This window comes from Collinsella sp. CLA-ER-H5, assembly GCF_040092375.1.
GTDB lineage: Bacteria > Actinomycetota > Coriobacteriia > Coriobacteriales > Coriobacteriaceae > Collinsella.
In genome coordinates, this window is sequence record NZ_JBBNLR010000007.1 from 58,522 (window position 1) to 72,519 (window position 13,998).

At 61.1% G+C, this 13,998-nt stretch carries 13 protein-coding genes and 2 tRNA genes; 2 read left to right on the top strand and 13 right to left on the bottom strand.

What is annotated here, in order from left to right:
* Positions 1-6: 6 nt before the first annotated feature.
* The 4 genes from hyfB to AAAX31_RS04135 form a co-directional block, all read right to left on the bottom strand.
* The gene (gene hyfB, locus AAAX31_RS04120; protein WP_217107802.1) at positions 7-2,025 is read right to left on the bottom strand and encodes a hydrogenase 4 subunit B; all 2,019 of its coding nucleotides are present in this window, start codon (positions 2,023-2,025) and stop codon (positions 7-9) included.
* Positions 2,018-2,635, bottom strand: a complete 618-nt coding sequence (locus AAAX31_RS04125; protein WP_117564604.1) for a 4Fe-4S dicluster domain-containing protein — start codon at positions 2,633-2,635, stop codon at positions 2,018-2,020. The genes hyfB and AAAX31_RS04125 overlap by 8 nt, the downstream gene beginning before the upstream one ends.
* Positions 2,636-2,713: 78 nt before the next feature.
* Positions 2,714-4,936 (bottom strand): formate dehydrogenase subunit alpha, encoded by a 2,223-nt coding sequence (gene fdhF / locus AAAX31_RS04130; RefSeq protein ID WP_349076260.1) that lies wholly within the window; start codon positions 4,934-4,936, stop codon positions 2,714-2,716.
* 76 nt (positions 4,937-5,012) lie between these two features.
* Positions 5,013-5,531, bottom strand: coding sequence for a 4Fe-4S dicluster domain-containing protein (locus AAAX31_RS04135; protein ID WP_022095206.1), 519 nt, complete (start codon positions 5,529-5,531; stop codon positions 5,013-5,015).
* A gap of 427 nt (positions 5,532-5,958) precedes the next feature.
* On the opposite strand from AAAX31_RS04135, the gene AAAX31_RS04140 reads away from it, so the two are divergent.
* Together AAAX31_RS04140 and AAAX31_RS04145 are read left to right on the top strand one after the other, a co-directional pair.
* Positions 5,959-6,282 (top strand): type II toxin-antitoxin system RelB/DinJ family antitoxin, encoded by a 324-nt coding sequence (locus AAAX31_RS04140; RefSeq protein ID WP_158554596.1) that lies wholly within the window; start codon positions 5,959-5,961, stop codon positions 6,280-6,282.
* Positions 6,275-6,751 carry a hypothetical protein gene (locus AAAX31_RS04145; RefSeq protein ID WP_349076262.1) on the top strand — a complete coding sequence of 159 codons (477 nt, stop codon included), beginning with the start codon at positions 6,275-6,277 and terminating at the stop codon, positions 6,749-6,751. The genes AAAX31_RS04140 and AAAX31_RS04145 overlap by 8 nt, the downstream gene beginning before the upstream one ends.
* A gap of 110 nt (positions 6,752-6,861) precedes the next feature.
* Here AAAX31_RS04145 and AAAX31_RS04150 read toward each other — a convergent pair whose 3' ends face one another.
* The 9 genes from AAAX31_RS04150 to AAAX31_RS04190 form a co-directional block, all read right to left on the bottom strand.
* Positions 6,862-7,863, bottom strand: coding sequence for a hypothetical protein (locus AAAX31_RS04150; RefSeq protein ID WP_250787406.1), 1,002 nt, complete (start codon positions 7,861-7,863; stop codon positions 6,862-6,864).
* A gap of 332 nt (positions 7,864-8,195) precedes the next feature.
* A tRNA-Gly gene (locus AAAX31_RS04155) sits at positions 8,196-8,269 on the bottom strand.
* A 6-nt stretch (positions 8,270-8,275) separates the two neighbouring features.
* Positions 8,276-8,352 (bottom strand) — tRNA-Pro (locus AAAX31_RS04160).
* Positions 8,353-8,443: 91 nt separating this feature from the next.
* On the bottom strand, positions 8,444-9,802 hold the full coding sequence (brnQ, locus tag AAAX31_RS04165) for a branched-chain amino acid transport system II carrier protein (RefSeq protein ID WP_346982238.1): 1,359 nt from the start codon (positions 9,800-9,802) through the stop codon (positions 8,444-8,446).
* A 77-nt stretch (positions 9,803-9,879) separates the two neighbouring features.
* A complete protein-coding gene (locus AAAX31_RS04170) occupies positions 9,880-11,019 on the bottom strand; it encodes an aminotransferase class V-fold PLP-dependent enzyme (RefSeq protein WP_349076265.1) in 1,140 nt (379 codons plus the stop codon).
* Positions 11,016-11,267, bottom strand: a complete 252-nt coding sequence (locus AAAX31_RS04175) for a DUF3343 domain-containing protein (protein ID WP_195239643.1) — start codon at positions 11,265-11,267, stop codon at positions 11,016-11,018. Before AAAX31_RS04175 ends, AAAX31_RS04170 begins: the two co-directional genes overlap by 4 nt.
* Before the next feature lie 18 nt (positions 11,268-11,285).
* Positions 11,286-11,912 carry a sulfurtransferase-like selenium metabolism protein YedF gene (yedF, locus tag AAAX31_RS04180; protein WP_349076267.1) on the bottom strand — a complete coding sequence of 209 codons (627 nt, stop codon included), beginning with the start codon at positions 11,910-11,912 and terminating at the stop codon, positions 11,286-11,288.
* 60 nt (positions 11,913-11,972) lie between these two features.
* Entirely contained in the window at positions 11,973-13,022 is a 1,050-nt protein-coding gene (gene selD / locus AAAX31_RS04185) for a selenide, water dikinase SelD (RefSeq protein WP_349076269.1), read from the bottom strand.
* Between the two features lie 70 nt (positions 13,023-13,092).
* The gene (locus AAAX31_RS04190; RefSeq protein ID WP_349076270.1) at positions 13,093-13,857 is read right to left on the bottom strand and encodes an acyl-CoA dehydratase activase; all 765 of its coding nucleotides are present in this window, start codon (positions 13,855-13,857) and stop codon (positions 13,093-13,095) included.
* Positions 13,858-13,998: the final 141 nt, after the last annotated feature.

Consider the following 13,998-nt stretch of genomic DNA (forward strand, 5'->3'; position numbering starts at 1 on the left):
CCCTCCTTAACCCATTTGCACGGCGAGCACGAGGAACACCACGAGTGCCGCGACGATGTAGCAGATATAGATGCTGTAGTTGCCGCCCTCGAGCTTAGTCGCGAGGTCGGCGAGCTTCTCGACACCCTTATGCGGGGCATCGACGAGAACCTTGTCGGGTACGGGCTCCACAGCCTCGGCCACACCGGTGAGCTTCTGGAAGAAGTGCGCGATGGACCAGCAGACGGCCGTGCAGCGGTCGCGCAGCGTGTAGAGCGGCTGCATAAACCAGGACACCTCGGAGGCAAAGGTCGTGGCCACGACGGGCATATGCTCGTTGGGAGCATAGCCGCATGCCCACGGCTGGGACTTCTGCACCTTGCCGACGGTCTTGAGCTTGCGATAGCCGCAGGCAAGGCCGATGAGCACCACGAGCGCAATGGCGATCGCGGGCGTGGAGGTGGCAGCGCCGGAGTACTGGTTCATGAGCTCCATGCCCTCGGCGGCAAACACGCCACCGTACGGATGCAGCACGGACGCGGCGACATCGACCAGCACGGGCGCGATCACGGGAGCGCCAATGCCCAGCACGACGCAGATGGCCGCGAGCAGCCCCTGCGCAAACACCATAGGGGCGGGAACCTCCTTGGCATTGGCCGCGGCCTCGGAGCGGGGCGCGGAGGCAAAGGAGACGCCATAGGCCTTGACGAAGCACGTGACGGCAAGAGCGCCGGTAATGGCAAGCGCGACGGCAGCGAACACGGCCACGATCATGACGGCCTTGTCGCCCTGCATGGCGGCGTTAAAGAGCGACTGGTAGGTAAACCACTCGGACACAAAGCCGTTGAAGGGCGGGATGGCCGAGATGGCAAGTGCGCCAACGAGGAAGCAGATGGCCGTTGCCGGCATACGACGGAACAGGCCGCCCATCTTCTCCATATTACGCGTACCCGTGGAGTACAGCAGCGCACCGGCGCCCAAGAACAGCTCGCCCTTAAACATCGCGTGGTTAAACGTGTGGTAGAGGGCGGCCATCAGAGCCAGGACGGCGATGCCGACCGAGTTGAGCGCCAATGCGGCCATGGAGGCGCCGACGCCGAGCAGAATGATGCCGATGTTCTCGACGGAGTGATAGGCCAGCAGGCGCTTGATGTCATGCTCCTGCAGGGCGAAGGCCACGCCGAGGACCGACGAGATCGCACCGAAGACCATAACCATAAGGCCCCACCAGACCTGAACGCCCGAGGCGGAGAGCAGGTCGAGACCAACCTTGAGGATGCCGAAGATACCGATCTTGATCATGCCGCCGGACATAAGGGCCGACACGTTGGACGGCGCCTCGGGATGCGCCTTGGGCAGCCAGCCGTGCAGCGGGATGATACCGGCCTTGGCACCAAAGCCAAAGAAGGCGAGCACGAAGCACACGGATGCGACCGCGGGGCTAAACTGCGTGGCGCGGAAATCCGCAAAGGCAAACGAGCCGCCGGCAAAGTTGGTCATGGTGAGGAAGCTCGCCATGATGAGCACAAAGCCCACGTGCGCGATCACAAAGTAGAGCCAACCGCCATGGATGGAGTTCTCGTTCTCCTCAATCACGACCAGGAAGTACGAGGTCAGCGACATGAGCTCAAAGGCGACCAGGAACCAAAACACGTTGTCGGCGGTGATGACGAGCATCATGGATGCCACGAAGGTGTTAAAGAAGAAGCCGGCGCGGCCCTTTTTGCCCGGGTACTCATCAAAGTAGTTGAGACCGTAGATCGAACCGGCAAACGCGAGCACCGAGATGAGCGCCACGAACAGGCCGGACAGCTGATTGAGCAGCAGCTGGAAATGGGCAAACGGGAAGAACACGATGGTGTCGACCGACGTGACATCGCCCAGCACGGCCTGGATACCGGCCACAAACGAAAGCACCGCGGCGACGGCGCCGATAAGGCAGCCGGCGGTCTTGGCGGCATTATCGGCCTTGATCAGCAGAACCGAGGCGAGCGCACCGATGCACGAGACGGCAAGCGATGCGATAAACAGCGTCATGCTATCCATTGTTTACGCTCCCTTCTGCTTTCTCGGACAGGCCCTGGGCCACGGCGGTAACGTCGACAGTCGGGCCGTTTTCGATCGAGCGCAGGCGCTTGGCCTCGTCGAGCTCGCGATCGGCCGCGCCGCCCATGACGGTCAGCGCCTTGGTGGGGCACGCCGCCACACAATGCGGGCCGTCCGGATCGAAGGCGCACAGATCGCACTTGACAGCGCAGGTGTACTGGCCGGGAGCCCACGTAAGCAGGCTGCTCAGGGACTTAGGATACGAAGGCGTCGGGTCGCACATGCCTGCGACACCGGCGATAGACGTGCCATCGGGATGGATGGCTCCGAAGGGGCACGCGATGGCGCACAGCCTGCACCCGATGCACTCCTGCTCCTTGACGTGGATGCGATCGCCATCGTGCTCGATGGCATTCACCGGGCAAACCTCGGCGCAGGGGGCACCCTCGCAATGGTGGCAGGCAAGGGCGGCCGAAATACCGCCGGTCTTCACGAGCGCCAGGCGCGGCGTATCCTGAAGACCCTGCATCCGGTGGGCGTCGGCACAGGCGGACTGGCATGTTCCGCAGCCGATGCACCTCTCCGGGTTGATGTCGATGAAGCGGTTCATCCCCACTTCCTTTCAAAATAACGGGCCGGGCTCCCGAACGTACGGGACGCCCGGCCCAAAAAGCCAACGAGAACGGGACTACACGATTTGATTCACGTGCGTCTCGTCGTCGAACTTGGCGGCGCCGGGCTCAACATCCTGGGGAGCGGCGGCGTCCACCAGAGCCTGCTTGAGCTCGGTGTACTGACGCTCGACTTCGTCCTCGGCCCAGACCTGGTCGGCGATTGGATCGACCTGGCAGGCGGAGAACTTGTCCTCGGGCGTGTGCGAGACCGGGTCGACCTTGTGCATGGTCAGCTCGTTGCACTTGCCGATCCACCACTGGTAGGTCATATAGACCGTGCCCTTGTTGATACGGTCGCTCACGTCGGCGCGGCTGTATACCTGGCCGCGGCGGCTGTGAATCGAGACGATGTCGCCGTTCTTGATGCCGCGCGCCTGGGCGTCCGCGGGATTCATGCGGACAAAGCCGGGCTCGTCGGCAAGCAGCGCCAGCGTCTTGCAGTTGCCGGTCATCGAGCGGCAGCTGTAGTGGCCGACCTCGCGGACGGTGCACAGGATGAGCGGGTACTCATCGTCGGGAAGCTCGGAGGGCGCCTCCCAGTCGTGCGCCATCAGGTTGGCGCGGCCGTCCTTGGTGGTGAACTTGCCACCAGCGAACATGTCGGCCGTGCCGTGGTCGTTCACATCGGTGCTCTTGACCGGCCACTGGGCGTAACCGCCCTCGGGAGCCATCTTCTCGTAGGTCGCGCCCACAAAGTTGGGGCACAGGCTAATGCACTCGTTCCAGATCTGCTCGGTGTTGTCGTAGTGCATGGGATAGCCCATGCGCGTGGACAGGTCCGCGAAGATCTCCCAGTCGTGACGGCACTCGCCCTTGGGCGGAACGGCCGCGTCAAAGTGCTGGAAGCTACGGTCGGACGCGGTAAAGACACCCTCGTGCTCGCCCCAAGAGGTGGCAGGCAGGATGACGTCGGCGAGCATGGTCGTCTGCGTCATAAAGATGTCCTGGCAAATGAACAGATCCAGCTCGGAAAGCGTCTTGCGCATACCGGCCGAATCGGGCTCGGTCTGCACCGGGTCCTCGCCGTAGTTGTAGAAGCAGTGCACCTTGCCCTCGTCGACCAGGTGGCCCAGGTCGGTGAGCTTGTAGCCCTCCTCGAGCGGGAGCTTTTCCTCGGGCACGCCCCAAGCCTTGGCAAACTTGGCGCGAGCGGCGGGGTCGGTGACTTTCTGGTAGCCAGGGTACAGGTTGGGCAGCATGCCCATATCGCAGGAGCCCTGGACGTTGTTCTGGCCGCGCACGGGCGCGAGGCCGGAGTTGGGTTTGCCGATCTGGCCGGCAACGCAGGCGATGGAGGCGATGGTGTGCACCGTCTTCAGGTTCTGCTTCTGCTGGCATACGCCCATGCCCCAGCCAATGATGGCAGAAGGCTTCGCCGTGGCGTACATCTCGGCAGCTTGGTGGATCAGCGCGGGATCGACACCCGTGATGTCCTGTACGGATTCGGGAGTGTAGTTCTTGATGGTCTCCCACCACTCGTCAAAGCCGTTCGTGTGCTCGGCGACGAATTCCTTGTCGTAGAGGCCATCGTTGACCAGACAGTTGGCAAAGGCGTTGAGGAACGCAACATTGCAACCGTTCTTGATCGGAAGGTAGAGATCGGCGATACGCGCGGTTTCGATATGGCGCGGGTCGGCGACAATGATCTTGCAACCCTTTTCTTTGGCTCGCACGATACGCCTTGCGACGATGGGGTGCGAATCGGCAGGGTTATAGCCGAAGAGGAAAATGCAGCCCGCATCCTCCATACCGGGGATGGAGCATGACATGCAACCTGAACCAACCGTGTCCATCAGACCGAGGACAGTAGGGCCGTGTCAAGTACGGGCGCAGTTGTCTACGCTGTGGGTGCCGATGCACGCACGCGTAAACTTCTGCATGACGTAGTTCGCCTCATTGCCGCCGCCTCGCGAAGAGCCGGTGGTCATGACAGCGTTAGGACCATATTCGTCAATTATGGCCTGCATCTTAGATGCGGTGAAATCCAGTGCCTCGTCCCAGCTTACGCGCTCAAGATCCGCGCCCTTGGTGCGGCGGATCATCGGGTGCAGTACGCGAGGAGTCAAGATCTTGGTGTCGTTGATGAAGTCGTAGCCGCTCATGCCCTTAAGGCACAGCTCGCCCTGGTTGGTGATGCCGTTAAGCGGTTCGGTACCCACGACCTGGCCGTTTTGGACCAGGAGGTTAAACTGGCAACCGGCGCCGCAATACGGGCAGATCACTTTATGCTTCTCCATGACACCCTCCTTCCTTTCTCTGCTACCGATTAATCGGTACGTATTTGACAATCGTTGGGCCTGTATGGCCACCCGCCTACGCCTCGTTTTCGATGGTGGCGCGGGCACGCTCGGCGGTCAGTTCTGCCAGACGCTCCTCGTCCACCAGGGTGAGGCCCTTGGTCGGACACGCCTCGGCACACGCCGGACCGCCGGGACGGTCCACGCACAGGTCGCACTTGAGCACGAAGCTCTTAGTCTGCGAACCCACGCGCACGTCGCCCATCAAGACGGGGACCTGCGTGGTCGCCACGCTCACGGCGCCAAAGGGGCAGGCCATGACGCAGCTCTTGCAGCCGATGCAGTTGTCCTCGTTAACACCGATGCGATGGTTCTTTGGATCAAAGAACAAGGCGCCCGTGGGGCAGGCCTTGGCGCACGGGGCATCCTCGCAGTGATGGCAAGCCACCGGTGCGGAGATCTCGTACGTACGCGTCACGCGCAAGCGCGGCGCGGCGATGTTGCCGGGAATATCGTGTGCCTCGATGCACGCCGCCATACAGGTTTGGCACCCAATGCAGCGTGAGGAATCGGCTACGACTCGTTTATTGCCCATGTTGTTCACTCCCTCCTGAATCCCATGCCAGAGAGACCCTGTCGACGTTGCCCCGGACCGCCCGTGGCCCGGCATCGGCGTATCGAGTGCATGCGGCGAAACAGGCACTTCGATAGAATTCCTCCAACGATATACAGGTTAAATATACGCAGTTGCAGGTGGCAAACTTGAGCATAGGCCCTGCAATACGGGTGTATTGCAGGGGTTTTGGCAGGTTGGAACTATTCTCGGATAGCTATAAAGGTGAGTGTATTACATGCGTACGCCTCAGAGATTTTTACGCGCTCTCGTTTTGGATGTACTACGCTTGTATTCGTGTTTATGGTTATCAACTTGAGTGAAATAAAGTAATCGTTATAAGATGCTCAAGTATCGGCACATGCCGCATTTGACCGACTATATTGCACGCTCATTAAGGGGGCCAGTGATGTCATCGACTCAAAAAAGAGCCATCCTGCAGGTGCGCATTCGCGAGGAAGACAAGCAGCATGCCGAGCATCTCTACGACGCCATGGGCACATCGCTCGCCGAGGCTGTCCGTCTATTTGTCGCGCAGAGCATTTTGATGCGCAAGCTCCCCTTTCAGCCGGTCGCCGTGCGTTCCAAGGACGGCACGGCCGCCTATGGATCGCTCAAAGCATATGGGGACCCCAATCGCCGCTCCGAAGAGCGCAATGCCTGGATTGAGTACCTTGCCACAGAAAGCGACGATTCGATTTTGGGTCCCGAGGAAGTAGATATCCATGAGTAGCACCATCATCGACGAGACCGTCATCCTGCGCTACCTGCTTGACGACGACGAGGTTCTGTCACCGCGCGCCGCCAAGGTCATCGCCACGCGCACCGCTCGCGTCTACCCCGAAATCATCACGCGCGTCGTGGTCACGCTGCGCGACGTCTATAAGGTTCCCCGCGTTGAGATTACTGCGGCCATGAAAAGGCTGCTCGATGACGTCATGGTCGACGAGCCCACCGTTGTCGCCCTTGCCGTCAAACTCTTTGGCAAGACCCATATGGACTTTACCGACTGCCTCCTCGCAGCCCGAACCGCCATCTACAACGATGATGTCGTGAGCTTTGGCAAGCCCATCATCCAAGGCATGATCGATTACCGCCGCAAGCGCCAAACCGCGGCCGACGCTCGCGACCGCGCCGCCGAAGCCCGCAGCCGAAGCACCGACTCCACCATCGACAAACTCCGCCACCGCCCCCGCAGATAAACCCATCCCCACCTAAGTTGCGGTGAAATACAGACTGATTTATGCCTTTAAAGGCCTCAACAGTCCGCATTTCACCGCAACTTATTGAAGGTGGACCGCGAACGATTTCGCTATCGGGATTCGGCGTAGGGTTTTGTTGTCGGAATGCCGTAACCGCGCATCATGGCACCGAACGATTCTACGTCGTAGGTGTCCGAGAGTTTGAAATGAATGATGTTGTGGCCCATGGCGCGAAGGTTCGCGTCGCGCATGAGGGCCGCTCGATACGTTTTTGCCGCCGCCTGCTCGGGATCATTTTGAGCCTCGTCTTCAAACTTGCCTAGCCCATGCAGCTCTGCCAGCGTCCATGAGCCGTCTGACATCTGCCAGCCATAATCTGCTAGATAATAGCCAGCGTTTCCCGGTCGCGTTATCTCAACTTGAAGCTCGGGCGCGACAACCCCAGCGAGAATCATCGCTGCTCTCGCCTCAGACTCGCCGCCATTGTCTGACCTGCCGTCCATATACTCAAAAACGTCAAAAGCACGCGCGATGCCATGCAACCCTCGGCAATTTGCCTGCGCATATGCTCGCAGCTCTTCGCGTTCGACATCGTACTCACGGGCCAAGCCATCGACATAGCCCAGCGCATAGCGAAAGGCGCTCGTTCGGGCGATATCAACAACCGTTCGACATGGATCCGTCAGTGTAAACAGACCTAGCCGCCACACTTCGCCCGCCCGCCAGCGTTTGTATTCAACGAACTCATACGTATCACGCCTTGTAGACCGTGGCAGCAGTACTTGCACTTTATCCAGAAGCGTATACGCCGAGCCGATGCCGTAGAGCAGCGCTGCTGTCGATCCGCAAAACACAGCATCCGGTTCAACGACCGCAATAGCGGATGCCAGCTGAAAGATGCGATCTTCAACCCCAAGATTATTCCAATAGACCGGATCCGCATACACGTGGTTGTAAAGACGAAGCATGAGCTCTTCCTGCATAAGCTCACGCGCACGGCGTTCATCCCAAGGATCAATTGTTATAAGCAGCTGTCCATCTTGATGAATTCCAACGGCCGAGAATAGCATCCTTGCATATGACTGCGGAAAATGTTTGCCTTTATCGAGCATGGCCAACCCCATAACCATCACGGCGGAGAGAATACCATTACGCTATCGCATGCTTCCGTCCGCAGGCCTTGCCAAAAGCTGACCAAAAGCTTGACGCCGCAGGTCAGAGCTTCAAAAAATATTTCCACTCTCGGTAGACGGTCGCTACGACCCTCCCAACGGCATCAAAATCCAACCTTACAAATAGTTGCGGTGAAATACGGACTACATGGGCCATAAAAGCCGAAAAACAGTCCGTATTTCACCGCAACTTAGAAGGGGATGTGGGGTCCCGGCATGTATATGAAAATGGCTCTGGTCCCAAAAGGAATCAGAGCCATTCATCTATCTTATGGAGCGGGCGACGGGAATCGAACCCGCGTCATCAGCTTGGAAGGCTGGGGTTCTACCATTGAACTACGCCCGCAAGATATGGTCGGGACGACAGGATTTGAACCTGCGACATCCTGCTCCCAAAGCAGGCGCGCTACCAAACTGCGCCACGTCCCGAAGGTGTTGAGCAGCTAAGGTCTAAACCTTGCGTGTCCCAAAGCGAAGGAAATTATAGGGGAGACTCCCCGCCTGTGCAAGCATTGATGCCTTAGCTCCTCGAATGTGCGACAAAACGACTATGGAGCAGACCGATCACAAAGGCAACCACGGCAACCGGCGCCCACGCGGCTCCAATGTCCGCAAGCGGCAGTGCATCGAACGGCAGCCACGCGCCCGCAAAGAACGCATCGCGGACCGAGGTGATCACACTCTGCACAGCAACCACGCCGCCGACCCACACCCACACCTGTGGATGAGCGTCGCAAAAGCCGTGCACCAGGCCCATAAGCACCAGCACAATGGCGACGGGATACAAAGCGTTGAGCATGGGTACCGAGAACATAAGGATCACATCGAGGCCCACGTTGGAGAGCACGCACGAAAACGCCGCGAATACAAAGGCGAGGATCGCGAAGGGGCGGCGCATGGCCTCCTCGGAAGCCTCCGCTCCCCCTTCAACCACATACGTCTCGCAGAAGTAGCGCGAGCAGCAGCTGATGAGGCCGATGCACACGTTCATGCAGGCGAGGAAGAAGATGGCGAAGACCACGATCGTGCCGGCAAGGCCAAAGTGCATGGAGGCAGAGCGGGCAAGGATTGCAGCGCCGTTGGTGGCGTCGGGCATCACGGTGCCGAGCTGCATACCGGCAAGTGCCAAGCCGCAATAGATAATGGCCATGAGCACGCCGGCGATCACACCGGAGCGCGAAATCTCGAAGGCCACGCGCTTGTCATCGGTAACGCCCAGCTCGTGGATGGTCTCGGCGATGATAATGCCAAAGGCGAGCGACGCGAGCAGGTCCATGGTCTGGTAGCCGGTCAAAAAGCCCTGCACGGCAGCACCGGCATCATAGGGAGCTTGCGGGACAGCAGCCGGTCCTAGCGGCGAGATCACGGCGGCGCCGACAACGAGCACGATAAGCGCAATGAGCGCAGGGCCCGTAATGCGGCCGAGCACGCGCGTGATGACACCCGGGCGCAGCGTGAGCACAAACGCGACGACGAAGAACCCGATGGCAAACACCAGACGTGCCGTGCCGAGCGAAACGCCCTCGGGTAGCAGCGGCACCAGCATTTCGAACGCCGTAGAGCTTGTGCGCGGAATGGCCAGGCACGGACCGATGGCCAGATAGACCGCCGCAACGAAGAATTCGCCAAACTTAGGATGCACGCGGCCGGCAAGCTCGCGCGCCGTTCCGGCAAGTGCCACGGCGATAAAACCCATGACGGGCAGGCCGATGGCGGCAATCAGAAAGCCGAGCATGGCGACCGGCGTGGCAGAACCAGCCTGCAGCGCCAGCAGCGGCGGAATAATGAGGTTGCCGGCGCCAAAGAGCATCGAGAACAGCGCAATGCCGACGGTAACAACATGGTCGGAGCGCAAACCGCGCGGAGCGGATGAGGCCATATGCACACCTTTCGGGTCGAAACAAAAACGGGACGGGCAAAAACACCCATCCCGCAAGTATAAACGGTCTAGCAGCTTTAGCAGGCTAAATCGCACAGAGCATCGATAGCCGTGTCGACTTCTTCGGTCGTGTTGAAATACCCAAACGAGAAACGGACGACGCCCTGGCGCTCGGTCCCCAGCGCACGGTGCATGAGCGGGGCGCAATGGGCGCCGGGGCGCGTCGCAATCCCCCACCCTTGCATGAGCGCGTCCGAGATCTCGGCAGAGTCGATATCGCCCACGTTGAGCGACACGATCGCCGAGCGCGCGGGTTGGTCAAACGCACCGTAGAGCTTAATCCCCGGAATCTCGCGCACACCGGTAAGGAAGCGATCAGCGAGCGCACGCTCGTGGGAAGCAATCGCCTCGACCCCACCCTGGGCCTCGATAAAGTCGAGACCAGCGGAAAGGCCCGCGATGCCATGGCCGTTGAGCGTACCGGCCTCAAGGCGCGTGGGCCACTCAAGCGGCTGCAGCGGGTCGAAGCTGTGCACGCCCGTGCCGCCCATGGCCCACGGAGACACGTCAATGCCCTCTGCCACGGCCAGACCGCCGGTGCCTTGGGGTCCCATGAGCCCCTTGTGGCCGGTAAAGCACACGACGTCGAGCCCCATGGCCTGCATATCGATATGCGCCGTGCCGGCAGACTGCGAGGCATCGACGATCACGAGTGCACCGGCCGCATGAGCCACAGCCGCCACACGTGCAACATCAACGGAGTTGCCGGTCACATTGGAGGCGTGCGTCACCACCACGGCACGCGTGCCAGGCGTCACCAGCCGCTCGAGCTCGTCGTAGTCGAGCGCGCCGTTCGCGTCGCAGCCCGCATGCTCAACGGTCACGCCCCGCTCTACCGCCAGGCGGTTGAGCGGACGCAGCACGGAGTTGTGCTCGAGCACCGTTATGACCACGCGGTCGCCGGGACGCACCACGCCGTTAATCGCCGTGTTGAGCGCCGCCGTAGAATTGGGCGTAAAACAAACATGGTCCGCCCTCGGGCAGCCCAGCAAGCGCGCAAGCTTGGCACGGCAAGCATGAATCGTACGAGCGGCATCGAGGGCACCCGACGTGGCCCCGCGCCCGGCATTGCCGAGCGAACACATCGCCTGCGTCACGGCATCGATCACCGTCTGCGGCTTATGCATGGTCGTCGCCGCGTTATCCAGGTAGATCATCGCACGACCTCCCACATGTCGATTACCGTAAAGCCCTCGGTGGGGACGCCCGCCGCGGCAAGCTCGCCGCGCAGCAGGTCCTCATCCGAAGGCAGCGCCTTCCACGCCAAGCCGCAGCCGGCAGCGACCTCCCCGGGCACGGGAATCGTACGCCCGGGAAGGCCGCGCTCGACGCATAGGGTCTCGCACCCCATGGCGGCCGCCGTGGTAGGAAACGTGATGACAAGCGCCGGGCGCTTTTCTCTCATGGCAATCCCGCCCAAACGCTACGGGCGCACGACGCGCACGGCCTGCTCCATCTTCTCCACGATCACGTACATGTTGGTGACCTCGCCCACCGCAAGCTGGTCTTTAATGCCATAGTGATCGAGGCAGGTACCGCAGGTGAGAATCTCGACGCCCTGCTCGGCCAGTCCCTTCAGGTCGTCGAGCACCGGCGAGCCCTCGACGGTGAGCTTGGCGCCGCCGTTGTAGAACAACATGGTCGCGGGCAGCTCCTCCTGCTGCGTCACGGCAAAGATGAAGGCCTTCATGAGCTTGTGGCCCAGCTCGTCGTCGCCGCGGCCCATACAGTCGGTGTAGACGGAAATGACGAGCTTGCCCTTGCCGGCGCTGGCATCACAAAAGGCAGCGTCATCCTGCTCGGGATCAGCCACGGCAACGGCGCCAGAGGTCGCCACGGTCACGTGCCACTCGGCGTCAGAAACCTTCTCGACCGAGGCCGTGCAGCCCTTCTCCTGCGCCATCTTGGAGATGTTCTTGACGGCGGTCTCGTTGTCGACCGAGGTCACGACGGCGCCCTCTCCATCGAGCTGCTTCAGGGCTTTGAGCGTCTTAACGACGGGCAGCGGGCAGGCATCGCCCATGGCATTGACTTCAATCTTGGTAGACATAGCTTTTCCTTTCGAAAGAACCGTTCTAGAGAACGGTAAACAGTTACATAAACGTGCGGGCTAGCGAACAACGTGGACGGCAGGACCGCCTGGCACCGGCTCGCACACGCGACCGACGACGGCGGCAATACGTCCTTCGGCATGCAGACGGCGCGCAAGCTCATCCACATCGGCAGCAGGCGCCGCGATGAGCAAGCCGCCCGAGGTCTGCGGATCGTACAGCGCATCCAACATACCCGGCTCCAGGTCCTCGTCGGCAGCCACACGCGGGCCAAAGAAGTCCTGGTTGCGGTAGGAGCCCGCGGGGATAATGCCCAGACGCGCCATGTCGAGCACCTGGTCAAAGAGCGGTACCGCTCCCGACGCAAGCTCAACCTGCACGCCCGAGCCCTCGGCCATCTCGCACGCGTGCCCGATCAGGCCAAAGCCCGTGACATCGGTGCAGCCGTGAAGCTCAAGTCCCTCGGCCAGACGAATCGGCGCCTCGTTAAGGGTGCACATCGAGTCAAACATGGCTGCGGCCTCGTCCTGCTCGATGAGCTCGCCCTTGATGGCTGTGGTGATGATGCCCGAGCCAACCGCCTTGGTCAGCAGCAGGACATCGCCCACGCATGCACCGCTGTTGGCGAGCATGCGGCCGAGCGCGACAAAGCCGCTCACGGACAGGCCGTACTTGGGCTCGTCGTCGTTGATGGTATGGCCGCCCGCGATGGAGCAACCCGCCTCGACGCACTTGTCGGCGCCGCCCGCCAGAATCTGGCCGGCGACCTCGATGCCCAGGCAGCTCGGAATGCACAGCAAGTTCATGGCATGGCTCGGCCGCCCGCCCATGGCGTAGATGTCCGACAGCGAGTTGGCCGCAGCGATCTGGCCAAACAGATACGGGTCGTCGACCATCGGCGGGAAGAAGTCGATGGACTGAACGAGGCCTAAGTTATCGCCAACACGGAAGACACTCGCATCGTCGGAGGTATCGAACCCCACGAGCAGATTGTCGTTGGGCACATTTGGCAAGTCGCCCAGGACCTGGGCGAGGGCTCCAGGAGCCAACTTAGCGGCTCAACCGCTCGCGGCAGTCATAGACGTGAGCTTAATCTGATCGTCAGCCATCGATACCTCCTCTCATCGGTCAATCATTTTCTCCCAGTATACGCATGAATGCGAGCCTGCGGCGGATGCATTAATTGAGCGCCTGCGCGCGAATCGCCGCACCGATCGCTCCGGCAAAGCGAGCCTGGGGCGAGGTGGTCACCGGCGACCTCAGTAGCTCGCCCAACCGCTCCACCACGAAGGCGTTCTCGCACAGGCCACCGGTCAGGTAGTACGGGGCGCCCGCGGCCTGCCCGGCCATGGTCGCCACGCGCGAGACCACGCTCTCGATCACGCCACGCGCAATGTTCTCGCGCGGCTCACCGCGACCGATCAGACTGATGACCTCGCTTTCGGCAAACACGGTGCACATGCTGCTGATCTTGGTGGGTTCGCCGGAACGCGCCAGGTCGGCCATCTGTTGCTGGGAAATACCTAGGCGGTCGGCCATGATCTCCAAAAAGCGCCCCGTGCCGGCGGCGCACTTGTCGTTCATGGCGAACTTGGCCACGCGGCCACTTTTAAGCTGAATGACCTTGGTGTCCTGGCCGCCTACGTCAATCACCGTGCCGTGATCGCCAAACAGGCGCACGGCACCGGTGCCGTGACAGGTGATCTCGGTCACGACCTTGTGCGCATAGAGCACGGCAACACGGCCGTAGCCAGTCGCGACCACGCGCACGTCGTCGGCAGCCACGTCATAACCCGCCGCTGCCAGTGCCTCGCGCAGCCGCTCGGAAGCATCGACCGAGGAGAACCCGGTTGGCTGCACGCACGTCCACGCCACCGAACCCCCTCCATCGACCACAGCAGCCTTAGCCGCCGTAGACCCGATATCGATCCCGATCCCTATCATGGCTCTCTCCCAATCTAAACATCAAAGGTAGCGGCGCGTTCAGGCGCCTTAGCTCTAGGTTTCTCAGGTGCCGGAGATTGCCCCGAAAGAGGAGCGCAGCGTACATTGGGTACGCAAGCGACGGTTTGAGGAGCAAGATCC

Bases quoted from the DNA above. Each gene is read 5' to 3' on its own strand.
- hyfB (WP_217107802.1), bottom strand. From the start codon at position 2,025: ATGGATAGCATGACGCTGTTTATCGCATCGCTTGCCGTCTCGTGCATC.
- AAAX31_RS04125 (WP_117564604.1), bottom strand. From the start codon at position 2,635: ATGAACCGCTTCATCGACATCAACCCGGAGAGGTGCATCGGCTGCGGA.
- AAAX31_RS04135 (WP_022095206.1), bottom strand. From the start codon at position 5,531: ATGGGCAATAAACGAGTCGTAGCCGATTCCTCACGCTGCATTGGGTGC.
- AAAX31_RS04140 (WP_158554596.1), top strand. From the start codon at position 5,959: ATGTCATCGACTCAAAAAAGAGCCATCCTGCAGGTGCGCATTCGCGAG.
- AAAX31_RS04145 (WP_349076262.1), top strand. From the start codon at position 6,275: ATGAGTAGCACCATCATCGACGAGACCGTCATCCTGCGCTACCTGCTT.
- AAAX31_RS04150 (WP_250787406.1), bottom strand. From the start codon at position 7,863: ATGCTCGATAAAGGCAAACATTTTCCGCAGTCATATGCAAGGATGCTA.
- brnQ (WP_346982238.1), bottom strand. From the start codon at position 9,802: ATGGCCTCATCCGCTCCGCGCGGTTTGCGCTCCGACCATGTTGTTACC.
- AAAX31_RS04170 (WP_349076265.1), bottom strand. From the start codon at position 11,019: ATGATCTACCTGGATAACGCGGCGACGACCATGCATAAGCCGCAGACG.
- AAAX31_RS04175 (WP_195239643.1), bottom strand. From the start codon at position 11,267: ATGAGAGAAAAGCGCCCGGCGCTTGTCATCACGTTTCCTACCACGGCG.
- yedF (WP_349076267.1), bottom strand. From the start codon at position 11,912: ATGTCTACCAAGATTGAAGTCAATGCCATGGGCGATGCCTGCCCGCTG.
- AAAX31_RS04190 (WP_349076270.1), bottom strand. From the start codon at position 13,857: ATGATAGGGATCGGGATCGATATCGGGTCTACGGCGGCTAAGGCTGCT.